This is a genomic window from Silanimonas sp., assembly GCF_027531545.1.
In the GTDB taxonomy this organism is placed as follows: Bacteria; Pseudomonadota; Gammaproteobacteria; order Xanthomonadales; family Xanthomonadaceae; genus Silanimonas.
Window position 1 is genome coordinate 1 of sequence record NZ_JAPZSC010000060.1, and the last position, 18409, is coordinate 18409.

General features: G+C 66.9%; 15 protein-coding genes and 1 pseudogene. 12 read left to right on the forward strand and 4 right to left on the reverse strand.

The features are described 5' to 3' along the window. Together O9280_RS17045 and O9280_RS17050 are read right to left on the reverse strand one after the other, a co-directional pair. Positions 1–99: pseudogene (locus tag O9280_RS17045) on the reverse strand (hypothetical protein); the annotation flags it as partial. A gap of 9 nt (positions 100–108) precedes the next feature. Next, positions 109–543 carry a helix-turn-helix domain-containing protein gene (locus O9280_RS17050; protein WP_298345650.1) on the reverse strand — a complete coding sequence of 145 codons (435 nt, stop codon included), beginning with the start codon at positions 541–543 and terminating at the stop codon, positions 109–111. 58 nt (positions 544–601) lie between these two features. On the opposite strand from O9280_RS17050, the gene O9280_RS17055 reads away from it, so the two are divergent. From O9280_RS17055 to O9280_RS17095, 9 genes are all read left to right on the forward strand, one after another. Then, positions 602–1288: a cation transporter gene (locus tag O9280_RS17055; RefSeq protein ID WP_298345653.1), complete on the forward strand. Its 687-nt coding sequence runs from the start codon at positions 602–604 to the stop codon at positions 1286–1288. After that, positions 1285–1623 carry a DUF3703 domain-containing protein gene (locus O9280_RS17060; protein WP_298345656.1) on the forward strand — a complete coding sequence of 113 codons (339 nt, stop codon included), beginning with the start codon at positions 1285–1287 and terminating at the stop codon, positions 1621–1623. The genes O9280_RS17055 and O9280_RS17060 overlap by 4 nt, the downstream gene beginning before the upstream one ends. A 17-nt stretch (positions 1624–1640) precedes the next feature. Beyond that, positions 1641–2021 carry a hypothetical protein gene (locus O9280_RS17065; RefSeq protein ID WP_298345659.1) on the forward strand — a complete coding sequence of 127 codons (381 nt, stop codon included), beginning with the start codon at positions 1641–1643 and terminating at the stop codon, positions 2019–2021. A 58-nt stretch (positions 2022–2079) separates the two neighbouring features. Beyond that, on the forward strand, positions 2080–3351 hold the full coding sequence (locus tag O9280_RS17070) for a TolC family protein (RefSeq protein WP_298345662.1): 1272 nt from the start codon (positions 2080–2082) through the stop codon (positions 3349–3351). After that, complete coding sequence (locus O9280_RS17075; RefSeq protein WP_298345665.1) at positions 3348–4379, forward strand: efflux RND transporter periplasmic adaptor subunit; 1032 nt, start codon at positions 3348–3350, stop codon at positions 4377–4379. The genes O9280_RS17070 and O9280_RS17075 overlap by 4 nt, the downstream gene beginning before the upstream one ends. Positions 4380–4386: 7 nt before the next feature. Beyond that, complete coding sequence (locus O9280_RS17080; RefSeq protein ID WP_298345668.1) at positions 4387–7533, forward strand: CusA/CzcA family heavy metal efflux RND transporter; 3147 nt, start codon at positions 4387–4389, stop codon at positions 7531–7533. A gap of 18 nt (positions 7534–7551) precedes the next feature. Further along, positions 7552–8445: a cation diffusion facilitator family transporter gene (locus tag O9280_RS17085; protein WP_298345671.1), complete on the forward strand. Its 894-nt coding sequence runs from the start codon at positions 7552–7554 to the stop codon at positions 8443–8445. Between the two features lie 48 nt (positions 8446–8493). After that, positions 8494–9120: a cation diffusion facilitator family transporter gene (locus tag O9280_RS17090; protein WP_298345674.1), complete on the forward strand. Its 627-nt coding sequence runs from the start codon at positions 8494–8496 to the stop codon at positions 9118–9120. A gap of 103 nt (positions 9121–9223) precedes the next feature. Further along, a complete protein-coding gene (locus O9280_RS17095) occupies positions 9224–9997 on the forward strand; it encodes an AraC family transcriptional regulator (RefSeq protein WP_298345677.1) in 774 nt (257 codons plus the stop codon). On the opposite strand, the gene O9280_RS17100 is transcribed toward O9280_RS17095, so the two are convergent. Next, positions 9904–10815 (reverse strand): sterol desaturase family protein, encoded by a 912-nt coding sequence (locus O9280_RS17100; RefSeq protein ID WP_298345680.1) that lies wholly within the window; start codon positions 10813–10815, stop codon positions 9904–9906. The two genes, O9280_RS17095 and O9280_RS17100, sit on opposite strands and share 94 nt — an antisense overlap. A 1102-nt stretch (positions 10816–11917) precedes the next feature. Between O9280_RS17100 and O9280_RS17105 the strand changes: the two genes are divergently transcribed. Genes O9280_RS17105 through O9280_RS17115 form a run of 3 tightly spaced genes read left to right on the forward strand, consistent with a single transcriptional unit; the run spans position 11918 to position 17632 of the window. Continuing rightward, entirely contained in the window at positions 11918–13120 is a 1203-nt protein-coding gene (locus O9280_RS17105; protein WP_298345684.1) for a TolC family protein, read from the forward strand. Further along, positions 13117–14469 carry an efflux RND transporter periplasmic adaptor subunit gene (locus O9280_RS17110; RefSeq protein ID WP_298345686.1) on the forward strand — a complete coding sequence of 451 codons (1353 nt, stop codon included), beginning with the start codon at positions 13117–13119 and terminating at the stop codon, positions 14467–14469. Before O9280_RS17105 ends, O9280_RS17110 begins: the two co-directional genes overlap by 4 nt. Before the next feature lies 1 nt (position 14470). Next, positions 14471–17632, forward strand: coding sequence for a CusA/CzcA family heavy metal efflux RND transporter (locus O9280_RS17115; protein WP_343228776.1), 3162 nt, complete (start codon positions 14471–14473; stop codon positions 17630–17632). A gap of 252 nt (positions 17633–17884) precedes the next feature. Here the strand turns inward: O9280_RS17115 and O9280_RS17120 are convergent, their stop codons facing one another. Then, the gene (locus O9280_RS17120) at positions 17885–18295 is read right to left on the reverse strand and encodes a transposase (protein WP_298345689.1); all 411 of its coding nucleotides are present in this window, start codon (positions 18293–18295) and stop codon (positions 17885–17887) included. Positions 18296–18409: the final 114 nt, after the last annotated feature.

Genomic DNA, 18409 nt, shown 5'->3' on the forward strand with positions numbered 1-18409 from the left:
CGACTTGTCTTGACGCAGCCAGAGCCACCACAGGTAGCAGCCCACGATCTCGGCAAGCGCGGTCAGCGCGTAGAGGGCGAAGGTGCTGGCTAGGGACATGCGACGTTCTCAGGCGAGGGGCGAGTGGATGGAGAAGCGAGCTTCTGAGGCTCGCCCTTCATGCGCCAAGCTTTCCAGCACCGCACAGGTCGCGCGCTGGCCGCCACGACACCGTTCCACCGTGGCGACCAGCTCGTACTCCATCCGCTGAAGATGGACGAGCTTCTCGCGCACCTCGGCCAGGTGGCGGCGCGCCAGGGTGTCGACCTCGGCGCAGGCCAGATCCGGGCTTTCCGACAGACGCAGGAGGCTGCGGATCTCGTCGAGGCTGAACCCCAGAGCGCGGCCACGAGTGATGAAACGGACGCGGGCGATGTCGCCCTTTCGGTACGCCCGGTACCCCGACGCCGTTCGCTCCGGTTTCGGGAGCAAACCGACCTTTTCGTAGTAGCGGATGGTCTCGAAATGGCAGTCCGTGGCCGCAGCCAGCTCGCCGATCTTCATGGGCTTGACCCTGTAGCGACTCCGGGGTTTACGGTACGCCCATTCGGAGGACAAGACCATGACCGACTGCTCCTGCCAAGACACCGCGACCGCCTGCGCAAGCTCGAATCAACGGGGCCTTCGCCGCGTCCTGTGGGTGGTGATGGCCTTGAATGCCGCGCTGTTCGTGACAGAGTTCAGCGTCGGCGTCTGGGCGCACAGCAGCGCGCTGATGGCGGACTCGCTCGATGCGCTGGGCGACGCCGGCATCTACCTGCTCACCCTCGTGGTGATGGCCGGCTCGATTCGCCAGCGGGCGGGCGCGTCGCTGCTCAAGGGGGCACTCCAGGGCGCGTTCGGGCTGTTTGTGATCATCGAAGTGGTCAGACGGGCCATCTCCGGCGAGGTACCGAATGCCGGGCTCATGACGGTGATGTCGCTGGTCGCGCTCACCGTCAACGTGACGGCCTTCGCCCTGTTGACGCGCTTCCGCAATGAGGACCTGAACCTCCGCTCCGTCTGGCTGTGCTCGCGCAACGACTTGGCGAACAACGTCGGTGTGCTGGCGGCAGCGGGCTTGGTCGTGTGGACGGGAACCCGCTGGCCTGATCTCGCGGTCGGACTGCTGGTGGCCACGCTGTTCCTACAGACCTCCTTCACTGTCCTGCGCGCCGCGTGGCGGGAGTGGACCACCGGCATCCCCACCCCCATGGACGATGGGCATGGGCACACGGCTGCCATCGGACACGCGGAGCAGAAACCATGAACCCACGCCTCAACCAAGCCATTGAGACCGAGTACGCACTCGCCCGTCAGGCGGAAGCCGTTGGCCGCGCCGCCGAGGCCTTCCATCACCTTGAACGCGCTCACATCCTTTCGCAGCGTCACACGCTCGCCCATGTGCGCAGCCACCTGCGGATGTGGGGCTGGGCTTGGCGGCAACGTCAGCCGCGGGAGCTGCTCGGGCAGGCCACGCGGATTCTGGCGGCAGCGCTGTTCAGTCGCATCTGGGTGCCGGAGGGCAACACCGGGGGATCGAACGTCAGCGCCATCCAGCCGATGCCCATCCCGGCCGATCTTCGCGACCTATTGTCGCGCTGATCCGTTACCCTAAACGCATGTCCCTCCTTCGACTTCGCGCACGCGCCTTGCACGCCGGCCTCATTTGGGCGCTGGCGTCATTGCTGCTCGTGGCGTCGATGCTGGGCGCGATCGCGACCGGTCATCCGCCGGCCCATGACGACGCCCTCGCGGTGTCTGCCGCGGTCGCCGACACGGATCGCCCGGACTGTGATGAAGACACGCCGCACCCGCCCGGGCTGGCCAGTCTCTCGCATGAGTTGGCGCATGCGTGGCACCACTGCGGCGTGGTCATTGCCGTCCTGCCGACGCCCGTGGCGAAGCTGCTTTCGCCACCGCCGCCGCTGATTCCGGCTTTCTACGCGCGCCCCGCACCCGCGCCGTTGCTGCAAGGCCTGTTCCGCCCACCCATCCGCTGATCCGTCGAACGTGCCGCGCTGCGCGGCCTTCCATTCCACGAATCAACGGAGTTTCCCCATGTCTAATCGTCTGGCCGCGCTCGCGGCCGGGCTGATGGTGCTGGCCGTCGCCACGGGCGCGGCCGCCCAGCCCTTCACGCTGGAAGACGCGCACGAACGCGTCGTCCAGTTCCATCCCGATCTTCGTCTGTTCGTCCCCCGCCGCGAGGGTCTTGAGGCCGACGCGCGAGCGGCGGCCCTTCGCCCAGCACTCGAAGCCCAGGTGGATCTGGAGAACGTGCTCGGTTCGGGGCCTCTCCAGGGCACCCGATCCGCCGAGCTGACGCTGAGTCTCGCTGGCGTGCTGGAGCGCGGCGGCAAGCGCGAGGCGCGCCGGGCACTGGCTGCGGCCCGCATCGACGCGCTCAGCGTCCAGCGCGCAGCCAAGCAGCTCGACCTGCTCGCAGAAGCCACGCGCCGCTATGTCGATCTCGCCGCACTGCAGGCGCAGCGCCCCCTGCTGGCGGAAGACCTCGCCCAGCGCCGGCGCATCGCCCACGCCGCGCGACAGCGCTTTGCCGCGGGTGCTGCGCCCGAAGCGTCTGCGCTTGCGGCCGAAGCCGGGATCGCGCAGGCCGAGGCCCGCCTCGCCACACTCGACGCGCAGCAGGCTGCCGCGTGGCGCCGGCTGTCGCTTCTGTGGGGCGCGCCGGTCGAAGGCCCGGTGCCGGAGGTTACCCCGGTGCCGGAATCGCCGCCTGCGTTGCCGACGCTGGCGGAACTCACGGCGCGGATTGCCGAGTCACCGGAGCTGTTGGCGTTCGCCGACGAAGCGCGCATCCGCGAAGCGCGGCTGCGGCTCGCTGAGACCGAGGCGAGCCCGGATGCTGATTGGAGCGTCGGCGTGCGTCGCCTGCAGGACGGCAGCGACACCGGCCTCGTCGCCGGATTCAGCCTGCCGCTGGGCACGCGCCGACGCGCCGAGCCCGCCATCGCCGCCGCCCGTGCCGAGCGCGAGGCCTTGGGGATGCAACGCGAGTCCGCCGCGCTGCAGCTCGAGGCGGTCGCCGTCGACGCGTGGTCGCAGGTGGAAAGCGGCGCCCTGCAGGCCGATCGCCTTCGCACCGAGGTGCTGCCGCGCCTTGAACGCGCCGCTGCGCAGTCCGAGCGCGCCTACCGCGCCGGCGCCCTGAGCTACCTCGAGTGGGCGGCGGTGCAGACCGACATCACCACCTCACGCTTCGCGCTGCTGGAGGCCCGCGTGGCCACGCAGCGCGCCCTGATCGAACTGCAGCGCCTCACCGCCGAATCCTGGACGGCAAGCGACGCTCGCGAAGGAGACACCGAATGAACCGCAACACCCTTCTGTTCACCGCGCTTTCCCTCCTCCTGGCCGCCGGTCTGGCCGGCTGCGGAAACCAAGCCGACGACGATCATGGCGATGGCCACGCGCATGACGAGGCCGAGGCCTCCCATGACTCCCAAGGCGAGGAGCAACACAGCCACGGCCATGACGAGACACAAGCCGAAGACGACGACGAGCACGGCCACGACGACGCCCCAGCCGACCAGACCACCATCCCGGCCGAAACCGCCGAGCGCTCAGGCATCGTTGTCGCGCCGGTTGGCGCAGGCGTGATCCACCAGACCGTGCGTCTGCCGGGCGTTATCGAGGCGCGCCAGGGGGCCATAGCCCGCGTGTCGGCGCGCTTTCCCGGTACCGTCCGCAACGTCGCCGTGCAGGTGGGCGATCGCGTGAGCGCGGGGCAGCGTCTGGCCACGGTCGAGAGCAATGCCAGCCTGTCGTCGTATGCCATCACGACGCCGATCGCCGGCGTGGTGATGCGCCGCGACGTCGAGGTGGGCGGCCTCGCGGGCGACGCGCCGCTGTTCGAGGTCGCGGACCTTTCCGAGGTGTGGGTCGACCTGCATGTGTTCGGTCGCGATGCCCAGCGGGTGCGCATCGGCGCCGAGGTGCAGGTCGAGCGCATCGCCGACGGAACGCGCGCCACGGCCTCGATCGCGCAGATGCTGCCGGCTGCCGATGTCGACAGCCAGAGCCTGACCGGGCGGGCGGTGCTGGCGAACGCCGACGGGCTCTGGCGCCCCGGCATGGCGGTGCAGGCCGAGGTCAGCATCGGCACCACCGAGGCCGCGCTGCGCGTCCCGCTCGGCGCGCTGCAGCGCATGGAGGGTCGCGACGTCGTGTTCGTCCGCCGAGGCGACACCTACGCGGCAGCGCCGGTCACGCTCGGCGTTCGCGACGGCGCGTTTGTCGAGGTGAAGAACGGCCTGTCCTCGGGCGACGAGGTGGTCGTCGAGCAGAGCTTCCTGGTCAAGGCGGACATCGCCAAGGCCGGCGCCGAGCACGAGCACTGAGGCCGCCATGATCGAGTCCTTCATCCGCTACACCATCCGGCACCGCTGGCTGGTGCTGATCCTCGTCCTCGCCCTCGGGGCCTGGGGCGCCCTCAATCTCCTCCGGCTACCGATCGACGCGGTGCCGGACATTACCAACGTGCAGGTGCAGGTCAACACCGAAGCGCCGGGCTACTCGCCACTCGAGGCGGAGCAGCGCGTGACGTTCCCAGTGGAAACGGCACTTGCCGGCATTCCGAAGCTCGACTACACGCGCTCGTTGTCGCGCTACGGACTGTCGCAGGTGACCGTCGTGTTCCAGGACGGCACCGACATCTACTGGGCCCGACAGCAGATCGCCGAACGCCTGCAGCAGGTGCGCGGCCAGCTGCCTACCGGCCTCGAGCCCGCGATGGGGCCAATCTCCACCGGCTTGGGCGAGATCTACATGTACACCGTCGAAGCCGAACCCGGCGCGACGCGGCAGGACGGCCAGCCGTGGACGCCGACCGACCTGCGCACCCTGCAGGACTGGGTGGTCAAGCCGCAGCTGCGCACCGTGCCGGGCGTTGTCGAGGTCAACACGATCGGCGGCTATGCCCGGGAGGTGCAGGTCGCTCCCGATCTGACCCGGCTGATCGCACTCAACCTCAGTCTCGATGACTTGGTCGATGCGCTGGAGCGCAGCAACGCCAACGTCGGCGCCGGCTACATCGAGAAGCGCGGCGAGCAGGTGCTGGTGCGCGTGCCTGGACAGCTCGGCGATGCCTCGGCGATCGGTGCGGTGGTGGTTGCGACCCGCGGCACGCGGGTCATCCGCGTTTCCGACGTGGCGACCGTGCAGGAGGGCAAGGAGCTGCGCACCGGTGCCGCCTCCGAGAACGGCGAGGAGGTCGTGCTGGGCACGGTGTTCATGCTGGTCGGCGCCAACAGTCGCGAGGTCGCGCAGGCGGTGGATGCGCGTGTCGAATCGGTTCGCAGCACCTTGCCGGACGGCGTGATCCTGCGGACGGTCTACGACCGCACGGCGCTGGTGAACCGCACCATCGGCACGGTGTCGAAATCGCTCGCCGAAGGCGCGCTGCTGGTCGTCGTCGTGCTGTTCCTGCTGCTCGGCAACCTGCGCGCGGCGCTGATCACCGCCGCAGTCATCCCGCTGGTGATGCTGATGACCGCGACCGGCATGCTGAAGGCCGGCGTCTCGGGGAATCTGATGAGCCTGGGCGCGTTGGACTTCGGCCTCATCGTCGACGGCGCGGTGATCATCATGGAGAACTGCATCCGTCGCTTCGGCGAGCTGCAGCACCGGCTCGGCCGCCTGCTGACGCGCGAGGAGCGCTACGAGCTAGCGGCCTCGGCCACGGCCGAAGTGATCAAGCCGAGTCTGTTCGGCGTGGGCATCATCACCGCGGTGTACCTGCCGATTTTCGCGCTGGACGGCGTCGAAGGAAAAATGTTCCACCCGATGGCCTTCACCGTGGTGTTCGCGCTGACCGCAGCGATGCTGCTCTCGCTCACCTTCGTGCCGGCGATGGTCGCGGTGGGCCTAGGTGGCCGCATCGAGGAGAAGGAGAACCGGGTCGTCCTGTGGCTGAAGCGCGGCTATGCCCCGGCGCTCGACCGCGTGCTCGCGTGGCGCTGGCGCGTGGTGCTGGCGGCCGCGGTGCTCGTGGCCGGTGCGGGATTCGCGTCGACGCGGATGGGCACCGAATTCATGCCCAGCCTGGACGAAGGTGACGTGGCGCTGCATGCGATGCGCATTCCGGGCACCTCCATCTCACAGTCGGTGGCGATGCAGCAGGTGCTGGAGCGCGAGATCATGACGATGCCGGAAGTGAAGCTCGTCTTCAGCAAGATCGGCACGGCCGAGGTCGCGACCGACCCGATGCCGCCGTCGGTGGCCGATACCTTCGTGATCCTGAGACCACGCGACGAATGGCCGGATTCCGGCAAGTCGAAAGCGGAGCTGGTCGCCGAGCTCGAAGCGCTGGTCGCCAAAGTGCCTGGCAACAACTACGAGTTCACCCAGCCCATCCAGATGCGGTTCAACGAGCTGATCTCGGGCGTGCGTTCGGACGTGGCAGTAAAAGTGTATGGCGACGACCTCGACACGCTGATGGACACCGCACGGGCGATCGAGGCCGCGATGTCCAGCGTCGACGGTGCTGCGGATGTGCGCGTGGAGCAGACCACTGGCCTGCCGATGCTGGTGGTCGACCCCGACCGCGAAGCGGTGGCGAGGTTGGGCCTCTCGGTGGCGGACGTCCAACAGGTGGTCACCACGGCCATCGGCGGCACCGAGGCGGGAATGCTCTACGAGGGCGATCGCCGCGCGCCGATCGTCGTCCGCCTGGACGACCGCCTGCGCAACGATGCCGACCGACTAGGCGACCTGCCGATCCCGCTACCCGCCGATCGCGCCGACAGCGTCCGCACCGTGCCGCTGCGCGAAGTGGCGCGCATCACCATCGAGGAGGGCCCGAACCAGATCAACCGCGAGAACGGCAAGCGCCGCGTGGTGGTGACGGCCAACGTCCGCGGTCGTGATCTCGGCTCTTTCGTCACCGAGGTGCAGCGGAGGGTGGCCAGCGAAGTCGACGTGCCTCCTGGCTACTGGGTCGAGTACGGCGGAACCTTTGAGCAGCTGATCTCGGCGACACAGCGGCTGTCGATCGTCGTGCCGCTGACACTGGTACTGATCCTCGGCTTGCTGTTCCTCGCCTTCGGCTCAGGCCGCGATGCGCTGGTAGTGTTCTCCGGCGTGCCGCTGGCGCTCACAGGCGGCGTAGCGGCGCTGATGCTGCGCGACCTGCCGCTGTCGATTTCGGCGGGTGTGGGTTTCATCGCACTCAGCGGCATCGCTGTGCTCAACGGTATCGTGATGCTGAGCTTCATCCGCCAGCTGCGCCTGGACGGTATGGCTCTTGACGACGCGGTGCGCGACGGAGCGCTGACGCGCTTCCGTCCGGTGCTGATGACCGCACTGGTCGCAAGCCTGGGCTTCGTGCCAATGGCGTTGGCCGTCGGTGCGGGCGCGGAAGTGCAGCGGCCACTGGCGACGGTAGTGATCGGCGGCGTGCTGTCGTCGACGCTGCTGACGCTGTTCGTGCTGCCGGCGCTGTACCGATTGGTGCACAAGAGCGGCGAGACGAAAGACGTGATGATCAACGGCTGACGGACAGGAGAAACCGGCATGGGTGCGGGCCACGACCACGACCACGGAGTCACGACGATCCATCACGAGAAACCGCTGTGGTGGGCCCTCGGACTCACCGCGACCTTCCTGGTCGTCGAAGTGGTCGCGGGGCTGCTCACCAACAGCCTGGCGCTCCTCTCGGACGCGGCGCACATGGGCACTGATGTGATCGCGCTCGCGATCGCGCTGTTCGCAGTTCGCATGTCGCGCCGCCCACCCGACGCGAAGCGCACCTACGGCTACGCGCGCTTGGAGGCGATGGCGGCGATGGTCAACGGCACGCTCCTGTTCGTGGTGGCCGGCTACATCCTCTGGGAGGCTGTTGGCCGGATACAGCGGCCGCCAGAAGTCTCGTCGCTGGGCATGCTGGTGGTCGCCGCTCTGGGCCTGGTCATCAACCTGATGTCGATGCGACTGCTCAAGGCCGGCAGCGGCGAGAGCCTCAACGTCAAGGGCGCCTATCTGGAAGTCTGGGCCGACATGCTCGGATCGATCGGCGTAATCGCGGCCGCGGTGTTCATCAAGGCGACCGGTTACAACATCGCGGACCCCATCGTTGCGGCGGCGATTGGCCTGTGGGTGCTGCCACGCGCTTGGACTCTGATGAAGGAGGCTGGGAACATCCTGATCCAAGGCGTGCCGCAAGGCCTCGACATAGAAGCGGTCCGTCGCGCGCTGCTGGCGAGTCCGGGCGTCGGCGCGGTCCACGAGCTGCACGCCTGGGCGCTGGGCTCGAAAGAGCGTGTGCTGACGGTGCACGTCGTTGCGTCAGACCCGTCCGCGTCAATTGATGCGCTGCGCGGCGCGCTGTCGCGGATGCTGCAGGAGGACTTCGCGATCGACCGGCTGACGCTACAGATGGAGGAACAGGCCTGCAGCGTACCTCACTGATGACCCATCCTCCCGACCCCATCGGCATCGACTATTGAGAATGAAATCATGAGCAACTGCGACTGCCACGTTGAGGCAAGCACCGGTCAAGAACGGAAAACGCTATGGATCGCCTTGGCTCTGAATGCCGGTATGGCGGTAATCGGCGGTGCGGTGGGTTGGTGGGCGCAGTCCGCAGGCCTGCTGGCGGATGCACTCGACATGTTGTCGGATGCGTCGGCCTACGCCATCGGACTCGTCGCGATTGGGCGATCGCTTCGCTTCAAGGGAAATGCCGCCTTGTTCAGCGGATCGCTGCTGCTGGTTTTAGGGCTCGGCTTGCTGATTGAGGTCGGGCGGCGAGTGGTCGTTGGCGCCGAGCCCGTAAGCAGTTGGATGATCGCCACAGCACTGCTTTCGCTCGCTGTGAACCTCAGCGTACTGCGGCTGCTGGCACCCCTGAGATCCGGAGAAGTCCATCTTCGAGCGACGTGGATCTTCACTCGCGCTGACGTTGTCGCCAACGTTGGCGTCATTACTGCCGGCGTACTGGTGCTTGCAACCCGAACGCCGTACCCGGACTTCATCATCGGCGTGCTGATCGGCCTCTACGTCATCAGGGAAGCGGTCGAAATCATCCGTGAGGCCCTCCGCGTAAGGTCGGCGCAGATTCAATCTTCGCCAAGGAGCGATTGATTGTCTCAGCGAAGAGAACTACCGCAGCGGCGATGGGCTCGCCGGCAGCGTGGAGTCCGGGATTGACGAAGCGGTTTGTCCACAGCAGTAGAGGAACGTTTCGATGCCGACGCATAGCGACAGTCCCTGGCTGGGTGCAGCAGTGATCGCCCAACACCTCGCGGTGTTCATTGGCGCCCCCGGAGATGCCGAGCTCCATGCGCACCACGCGCACCAGATCGTGTTCCCCCCGCGCGACGGAAGCGAACTGATTGTGGAGGGGGCGACCCGCCGCGGCGACGCTTGGATCGTGCCCTCGGGGGTGTCACACCGAGTTCGTGCGGGAACCGGGCCCGCAACGTTCATCTACGCGGAGCCCTGGGTCTACACCCTTGAACGCCTTCCGCTGATCGACGGGAGGGCGCCTCGGGATGCAGATGCCTGGCTGCAGTGGCTGAAAACCGAATGGCCCGCGAATCCGCTAGCGCCTGCGCTCACCGCGCTGGTGGCGGACGTCGACCGGCTGCTCGGCGAGCCCCTCCGCGTCGGCGAACTGGCGAAACGTCAGAACATCAGCATCAGCCAGCTCGAACGCCGACTGGGGGCCTCAATCGGCCTGCCGGCCAAGCAGATCGCCATATGGCGGCGTCTGCGCTTCGCCATGGATCGCGTGCTGGCCGGCGCCACGCTGACCGCCGCCGCCCATGACGCCGGATTTTCCGACGCCGCTCACTTCTCGCGGTCGCTTCGCGCCACCTTCGGCGTCCGTGCGGACCGGTCGCTGATTCCGCTCGCCCGACGCCATCAGCCGCCGGCAGCGGAAGCATCCCGGGAGAGCCACGCCGGCGTTGCGGGAGCGTCCGATGACGTCGGCGACCGGAAGGGCTCGATCAGCTGAGGACCGTAGTCGACCGGGAAATCCGGCCGCGTGCCGATGCCGAGGTCTTCGCTGTTCACCCGGTGACGGGCCGTCCAGAAGGCGGTGCCCAGCAGGCGGTCCCACACGGTCAGGAAGAACCCGAAGTTGACGTCGCCCGAGCGGCCGTACTTGACGTGATGGAAGCGATGCACCGGCGCCCACGCAAACACGTGGCGCAGCGGGCCCATGCGGAGGTCGGCATTGCTGTGCTGGAGCAGCAGCTGGATCACGGCGGCGTAGCCCACGAGTGCCACCACGGCCTGCGGCGCCCCGAGCAGAAGGAGCGGCGCGAAGGCCGCAGCAGCCTCGATGCCCTGATGCAGCGGATGCTTCATCAACCCGTTGAAGCCGTACATCCGGCGAAGGCTGTGGTGCACCGCATGCAGACGCCAGAGCCATCCGATCCGATGGCTCGCGTAGTGCGCCAACGTGAAACCCACGTCCGCGAGGACGATCGCAAGCACCACTTGCGCTGCCAACGGCCACTCGTCGGGCCACGCCCGCGGAAGGCCGACCCCGGCAACGGCGGCGGCCACGGTGTTCCACAGCGCGACCCCGGCGAGATTCAGCGACTCGTTGACGCCGGCGTGCGCGAGGTCGCGCGGCGTGTCGGGCTGCCACCCGTTCCAGTCCGGTTGGTACGGAATGATCCGTTCGACCACCAACGACACGGCGACGGCGCAGACCAGCGGGGCCATCAGCGTCCACAAGGGCCAAGCCGTGGCCTGCGCGGTCCAGACCCCGAGGGCGAGAAATCCGAAGAAGAACAGCGGGGCATAGGTTGCGCGAAGCCACATGAGGCGATCCTCCATCGACGTTCACGAACGCTACATCGCCGTCATCGGTTCGGCTTGAATAATCTGCGCGCAACGTCGAGCGTCTGAAGATGCGCATAGTGTTGAGTAGCGGCGATCGTGAAGGTCCACGAAATCCCGGCATAGCTGGGCGCAGGCGACCAGTCCGGAACTCTTGCTAGGAGTCCGAACGGCCTTAGGCCATTGAAAGCGCACCCAATGCATGTCTTTCGAACATCCTGGGCGACGGGTCTGTGACATCGCGAGCGACCAGTGGTGTTGCGTGGCGCCGAGCCGGGCAGCATCGCATCAACTCGAAACGGCTATTGGGTCTGCACTCAAAAGGCGATTTTCAAATCTGCTGCCCGCCAGGGCAGTTCAACCATGGCTTGGCTACTGGTTTGATCCAGATCAGTTTCGCCAAGTCAATGGTGTGGCATCTTAACCTCGGACAATGAAGTACTTTCGCCGCCGACGCTGTTGCAACCGCCTTTCGCTTCTTGCGATCGTCGCGCTGCTTTGGACGCAACTGGCCTTTGCGAGTCATTTCACATGTGATGTCGCAGGGGCCTTACCAGCTCAGAATGAGTCTGCGCATATTGGTCATGGCGGAGTTGTTTCTGACGCCTGCGAGGGGCCTGTCGTTCTGGATTCCTCCAACTTGCTGTGCGAGTCCCATTGCAGTAGCGGCGACTTGAGTGCGGAAGCTCTCCGTGTGCTGAGCGTGCCCGCCGTGGGGCTGTTGCCGGCCATCCCCGTGGTCAGTGTCCAACGCCTGCCACGAGCCCCGGACGTCGACCAGTCCCCGGGGGTTATGCGCTCCTGGCATCGACCTACTGCGCACCCCGCCAGCCTCTTGCTGATCTGATCCCTGACCGATGACCGGCCGGCGGCGCTGTGCGCCGTCGCCGGAGACATCGGTTCCGCCGCGTTCTGCGGCCGGTGCCGTCCGACCCACCCCTGCGGCCCCCGTGGCCAGCAGCCGTGCAAGGCGAACATCATGGGATCCACGCTCACCTTTACCACCCCGGGGCCCCGCCCTACCCACCCGCGCCGTGGCGCACTCCGCGCTTTGGCCCTGGCGACACTGCTCGCGTTCGCACCAGTGTCCTTCGCTGACACGCCGCTACCCGGCGCCGACGTCGCGTCCGTACGGACCTGGTTGTTGGCCCACAATCCGGACCTGCAGGCGATGCAGGCCGAGGCAGAAGCGGCGCAGGCACGCATTTTCCCAGCTGGCGCCCTGCCCGACCCGATGGTCGGCATCTCATTGCAGGGGATCAACCCTGATCGCCCGAACTTGCTGCCCGGTAACGTCGGGTCGGCGACCTACAGCGTGAAACAGCCTTTCCCGCTGTGGGGCAAGCGCGGATTGGCCCGCGACGTGGCGCGACAGCAGGCTGACGCCGTCCAGTTGGAGCGGGAAGCCGCGGCGCTGAGATTGCTGGCGCAGGCGGAGCAGGCCTATGTGCGCTACTGGCATGCCCGCGAGGGCGTGGCTGTCGTTGACCGGCTGATCGAACTGTTGGCGCAGATGGAAGAGGTTGCCCGGGTACGGTACGCCTTGGGCGTCGCGGCCCAGCAGGATTCCATCCGCGCGCAGGTGGCCCGCACCGCGATGCAGCGCGAACGTATCGAGCGCCTGGCTATCCGTGAAGAAGCCGTGGCCATGTTGAACGCCACCCTCGGCCGGCCGGCCGACGCCCCCTTGGCCGAGCCGACCGGCGAGCCCGTGCTGGCCGTGCCGGCCGCTTCGCTCGGCGAAGCGCTCGGCCTGCTGGCGGAGGCCCGGCATCCTGCCTTGCGGGCCAGTACGGCACTGGCTGGGGCGGCCGATACGGCGGCGCAGCTCCAGCGCCGCCGCCGTTTGCCTGATCTCACGCTCGGCGTGGGCGTCATGCAGCGCGATGATCGCGTCGACGCCTACGAGGTGATGCTCGAAGTGGAGATCCCGCTACAGCGGCGTGCGCTGCGTGAGCGAGAGCGTGAGGCCCTGCTCATGAGGGACGCCGCAACGGCGCGTGCCGAGGCGATCGGCACCGAGCTGCAGGGCCAACTGGGCCAGGCGTGGGCCCAGACCCGGAGTGCACGCGAGCAGCGCCGCCTGATCGAGCAGACATTGTTGCCGCAGGCGCAGGCCAACTTCGAATCCGCCCTCGCCAGCTACCGGGTCGGCGACGTCGACTTCGGCACCTTGTTGGAGGCCTTGGAGGCCTGGCAAGGCGCTGATTTGTCGCGCGTGGACGTCCGTCGTAATGAACTCGTTGGCGCCGCTACGGTGCGCGCCCTGATTGGGAGTGTCGAATGAATCGCATGAATTGGAGTGTCCTGGCCCTCGCTGTTGGAGCGGCGCTGGCCCTGGGGTGGTGGTCGGGACGCGCCTCGGCGCCGGAGGCCGGGTCGCTGAACCTCCAAGAAACCTCGGCCGAATCGGGTGAGCGCAAGATCTTGTACTACCGCAACCCGATGGGTCTGCCCGACACTTCGCCCGTGCCCAAGAAGGACGCCATGGGCATGGACTACATCCCGGTATTTGAGGGCGGAGAGCCGGCCGCGGAGCCGGGAACGGTCGTGTTGCCGCCCGATAAGGTCCAGAAATTGGGCGTACGTACCGAGGTGGCCGTTCGACAGGCCTTGGTCGCCAACGTCCGTGCGAGCGCCTCGGTGCAGGTGGACGAGACCCGGCAATTTGCAGTCGCCCCGCGCTTTGAGGGCTGGATCGAAACCCTGTATGCGAACCAGACCGGCATGACGGTGCGGCGCGGCGAGCCGCTGATGGCGATCTACAGCCCGGAGCTGATCGCGGCCCAAGGCGAGTACGCAGTCGCCGACGCGGCGGCGAAACGTCTGGCCGACAATGATCCGGCCAGCGCCGCCACCATGCGCCAGTTGCGCGACGCGGCGCAAACGCGCCTGCGCAATTGGGAGGTGGCAGGGGCGCATATCGCTCGCCCGGGTCGAGAGGCGCGTTTGGTGCTCTCGGCCCCGGCCAATGCCGTGGTTGTCGACAAGCCGATCGTTCAGGGCGACCGCTTCGAGCCCGGCCAGGTGGTTCTGCGGCTGGCCGACCTGTCCACGGTCTGGGTTGTGGCCGATGTGCCGACGTCGGCGGCGGCCGACTTGGCGATCGGAAGCCTTGCCAGCTTCGAGACGCCCAGCCTGCCCGGCCAGCGTTTCGACGGCGAGGTTACCTTTCTGCAACCGACCGTCAACCTGGCGACGCGCACCGTCGGCGTACGCATCGAACTGTCCAATCCCGACGGGGTCCTGCGCCCCGGGCTCTTTGGCGATGTGGAACTGCAGGGCCGCAGCGGGGAGCCTACCGTCGTGGTGCCGCGTTCGTCCGTCATCGACTCCGGGACGCGCCAAGTGGTTCTGGTGCAAACGGCGCCGGGCCGCTTCGCGCCACGCGAGGTTCGATTGGGTGCTCGCGCCGGCGACCGGGTCGCCGTGCTGTCAGGCGTCGAGGCCGGGGAGATGGTCGTGGTCTCAGCGAACTTCCTGATCGATGCTGAGAGCAACCTGCGATCGGCCATGCAGGGCATGGAGCACGGCTCGACACCACCGGCCGAGGACCACAGCGCCCATGACGCGTCCGCGGAGCCGACGGCGCCCCCGGTCGATGACCCGCACGCTGCCCATTCGGGAGGGCAGTGACATGCTCGCCCGCCTGATCGAATGGTCGGTCCGCAACGTCTTCCTGATTCTGGTGATGGCGATCGCAGTCACTGCCGCCGGCATTTACGCCGTCGCCAAAACCCCGCTCGATGCCCTGCCCGACCTGTCGGACGTGCAGGTCATCGTATTCACCGAAGTGCCCGGTCAGGCGCCGCAGGTGGTCGAGGACCAGGTCACCTACCCGCTGACCACGGCCATGCTGGCGGTGCCCAAGTCCAAGGTCGTGCGTGGCTTCTCGTTCTTCGGGGCCTCCTTCGTCTACGTGATCTTCGAGGACGGCACCGACATCTACTGGGCGCGCTCACGCGTACTCGAGTATCTGAACTTCGCCTCCAAGAAGCTGCCCGAGGGCGTGACCCCCACGCTGGGACCGGACGCCACGGGCGTGGGCTGGGTCTATCAATATGTGCTTGAGGGCGAACAGTGGTCGCTCGACCAACTGCGCGCCATCCAGGACTGGTATGTGCGCTACCAGCTGACCAAGGCCCCGGGCGTGGCCGAGGTCGCCAGTGTGGGCGGCTTCGTGCGCCAGTATTCGGTCACCGTCGACCCCGGCCGACTGCGCCAGTACGGCATCCCCCTCTCGAGGGTCTCGGAGGTGATCGCCAGCAGCAACCGGGACGTCGGCGGGCGCGTCCTGGAGATGGCGGAGACCGAGTACATGATCCGCGGCCGCGGCTACCTGCGCGGCATCGCGGACATTGAACAGCTGGTCGTCAAGGCCGAGGACGGCACCCCGGTGCTGGTGGGCGACCTGGCCCGGGTCGAGCTGGTGCCGGATGAGCGCCGTGGCGTCACCGAGCTCAACGGGGAAGGAGAAGCGGTGGGCGGCATTGCGGTGGCGCGCTACGGCGAGAACGCCTTGTCGGTGATCGAGGGACTCAAAGAGAAGATCGCGGAGATCGGTCCGGGCCTGCCTGAGGGAGTGTCAATCCGCGCCGTGTATGACCGCTCCGACCTGATTCACCGGGCCATCGCCACCCTGCGCTGGACCCTGTTCGAAGAGAGCCTGATCGTCGCACTGGTGTGCATCGTGTTTCTCTTCCACGTGCGCAGCGCCTTGGTGGCCATCATCATGCTGCCCGTAGGCGTGCTGATCGCGTTCCTGGCGATGCGCCTGCTGGGCATGAACTCCAACATCATGAGCTTGGGCGGCATCGCCATCGCCATTGGCGCGATGGTGGACGCGGCGATTGTGATGATCGAGAACGCGCACAAGCACATCGAGCGCGATGATGGAACCAAGCCCCGCATACAACTGATCATCGATGCCTGCCGGGAAGTGGGGCCGGCACTCTTCTTCAGTCTGCTGATCATCACCGTATCGTTCCTGCCAGTGTTCGCCCTGGAAGCGCAAGAGGGCCGTCTGTTTCACCCGCTAGCCTTCACCAAGACCTTTGCCATGGCAGGCGGCGCCCTGCTGTCGGTGACCTTGGTGCCGGTGCTGATGCTGCTGTTCGTGCGCGGCAAGATCCTGCCTGAAGCCAAGAACCCGGTGAACCGGTTCCTGATCGCGATCTATCGGCCGGTGATTGCCGTTGTGCTTCGGCACAAGGCGGCCACCTTGGTGCTGGCGCTAGTTGCCTTGCTCGGAACGGCTTGGCCTGCCTCGCGCTTGGGCAGTGAGTTCATGCCCACGCTCAACGAGGGCACCCTGCTCTACATGCCGGCGTCCCTTCCCGGCATGTCGGTCACCAAGGCCGCGGAGCTGCTCCAACAGCAGGACCGGATCATCAAGACCTTCCCGGAAGTCGAGTCCGTGTTCGGCAAGGCCGGCCGGGCCCTCACCGCCACGGACCCGGCACCGCTGGAGATGTTCGAGACGGTCATTAACCTCAAACCCGAGGAGCAGTGGCGGGAAGGCATGACCATCGACAAACTCATCGCCGAGATGGATACGGCGCTGCAGTTCCCGGGCGTGGCCAATTCCTGGACGATGCCGATCAAGGCCCGCACGGACATGCTGGCCACCGGCATCCGCACGCCAATCGGCATCAAGGTGTTCGGGACGGACCTGGGCGAGATGGAGCGACTGGCCAAGGAAATCGAGGCTGCCGTGCGCACGGTTCCGGGCACCACCAGTGCCTACGCCGAGCGTCTCACCGGCGGGTTCTACCTCGACATCGAACCCGACCGTCGCCAGCTGGCGCGCTACAACCTGCCGGTCGGAGAACTGCAGGACGTCATCGCTGCCGCGCTAGGTGGCGAGATGGTCACCACGACGGTGGAAGGGCGTGAGCGTTTTGGCGTGATCGTGCGCTATCCCCGTGAATTGCGCGACAGCCCGCAATCCATCGCGCAGCATGTGTTGGTGCCGACCATGGACGGTGCCCAGATCCCCTTGGGCGAACTGGCGGATGTGACGGTTCGCAAGGGCGCGCCGTCGATCCGTACCGAGAATGCCCTGCTCTCGGCCTATATCTACGTCGATACGCGCGATCCGGACCTGGGGGCCTACGTCCGTGCCGCGCAAGACGCCGTGGCCAAGTCGGTCACTTTCCCGCCGGGCTACTACGCGACCTGGAGCGGCCAGTACGAGTACATGCAGCGGGCGATCGCCAAGATGAAGATCGTGGTCCCGGTGACGCTGTCGCTGATCTTCCTGCTGCTTTACCTGAACTTCCGCCGGGTCACCGAGTCGCTGATCGTGATGCTGTCCGTGCCCTTTGCGCTGGTGGGCGGTGTGTGGCTGATGTGGGCGCTGGACTACAACCTCAGTGTCGCGGTCGCCGTCGGCTTCATCGCGCTGGCCGGCGTCGCTGCCGAAACCGGCGTGGTGATGCTGATCTACCTCGACCACGCCCTGGAGGCTCGGGCCCAGGCCCGCCGTGCCAAGGGCGAGGCGCTGACGCTGGCAGATATCACCGATGCCATCGTCGAAGGCGCGGTCGAACGCGTCCGACCCAAGATGATGACGGTCGTTGCGATCATGGCGGGCCTGCTGCCGATCATGTGGAGCACGGGCACCGGCTCGGAGGTCATGCGGCGCATTGCCGCGCCGATGGTCGGCGGCATGGTCTCGTCCACGATCCTGACCCTGGTGGTGATCCCGGTGATCTACGCGCTGGTGAAGCGCCGCGAGTTGTTGGGCCCTCGCGCCCGCACCGTGCCCGCCGCCGGGGTACCGGAGGCGGCCCGATGACACCTCGGCGCCGACCCATTGACCTGTGTGCGGCACCCAGCTTTAGGGTCCCTGCACACCGCCATCCGGCCCGGGTACGTCGCCGAGCCTGGGAGGAGGCCGCACGGCCCGCGCGCCTTGCCCGGGCCGACGGTCCGCTCCCGGGGACTTCGCTTCGTCTTGCCCTCCACCTTGCATAAGGAACTTGTCATGAGCCATCAGGGGTTTGAGGCGCAGTGGAACGGAAAACGCAGTTAAGGCGAGCCATTTGGCTCAGATGGCCTCGTCGTCGCCGTAGGACAGGCTTTCCGGGTACAGAGACGTGAGCTGCGCCAGCGTTTCCTGGACCTGTTCCAGCGCGGTCATCAGACCGGACACTTGGCCTTCAAGATCGACGGCCAAGTTGAACAGATCAGCCACTTGGCTGCGTGCGCCGCGGTTGATCACCGCCATAGCCAATTGATGCAACTTGAACAGATCGTTGCGCAGTTGCGGTGGGCCACCGTCGATGTCGTTCAAATCACGCCGCAGTTCGTCCACGGCATCGACGGCACGAAGCAGCGCCGTGGTATCAAAGTGCTCGGACGCGAGCTTGTCCCATTCCTGTTCGGTGATGGCCGAGGCTGTGTGAAAAGTCTGCCTCCGCTGGCAAGATCCCAGCACCAGTCGATTGGTGCTGTGCATGAAGCGATTCGTCGATGGCGTCGACCGCTCCCAAGGACTTTTGCTCCCTGATCGGTTGGAGGACTACGTCCACGAAGACAACCCGGTTCGGGTGGTGGACGCCTTCGTCGAAGC

Excerpts from the sequence above, each read along its gene's own strand:
- O9280_RS17050 (WP_298345650.1), bottom strand. The coding sequence starts at position 543 with ATGAAGATCGGCGAGCTGGCTGCGGCCACGGACTGCCATTTCGAGACC.
- O9280_RS17055 (WP_298345653.1), top strand. The coding sequence starts at position 602 with ATGACCGACTGCTCCTGCCAAGACACCGCGACCGCCTGCGCAAGCTCG.
- O9280_RS17060 (WP_298345656.1), top strand. The coding sequence starts at position 1,285 with ATGAACCCACGCCTCAACCAAGCCATTGAGACCGAGTACGCACTCGCC.
- O9280_RS17065 (WP_298345659.1), top strand. The coding sequence starts at position 1,641 with ATGTCCCTCCTTCGACTTCGCGCACGCGCCTTGCACGCCGGCCTCATT.
- O9280_RS17070 (WP_298345662.1), top strand. The coding sequence starts at position 2,080 with ATGTCTAATCGTCTGGCCGCGCTCGCGGCCGGGCTGATGGTGCTGGCC.
- O9280_RS17075 (WP_298345665.1), top strand. The coding sequence starts at position 3,348 with ATGAACCGCAACACCCTTCTGTTCACCGCGCTTTCCCTCCTCCTGGCC.
- O9280_RS17080 (WP_298345668.1), top strand. The coding sequence starts at position 4,387 with ATGATCGAGTCCTTCATCCGCTACACCATCCGGCACCGCTGGCTGGTG.
- O9280_RS17085 (WP_298345671.1), top strand. The coding sequence starts at position 7,552 with ATGGGTGCGGGCCACGACCACGACCACGGAGTCACGACGATCCATCAC.
- O9280_RS17090 (WP_298345674.1), top strand. The coding sequence starts at position 8,494 with ATGAGCAACTGCGACTGCCACGTTGAGGCAAGCACCGGTCAAGAACGG.
- O9280_RS17095 (WP_298345677.1), top strand. The coding sequence starts at position 9,224 with ATGCCGACGCATAGCGACAGTCCCTGGCTGGGTGCAGCAGTGATCGCC.
- O9280_RS17100 (WP_298345680.1), bottom strand. The coding sequence starts at position 10,815 with ATGTGGCTTCGCGCAACCTATGCCCCGCTGTTCTTCTTCGGATTTCTC.
- O9280_RS17110 (WP_298345686.1), top strand. The coding sequence starts at position 13,117 with ATGAATCGCATGAATTGGAGTGTCCTGGCCCTCGCTGTTGGAGCGGCG.
- O9280_RS17115 (WP_343228776.1), top strand. The coding sequence starts at position 14,471 with ATGCTCGCCCGCCTGATCGAATGGTCGGTCCGCAACGTCTTCCTGATT.
- O9280_RS17120 (WP_298345689.1), bottom strand. The coding sequence starts at position 18,295 with ATGCACAGCACCAATCGACTGGTGCTGGGATCTTGCCAGCGGAGGCAG.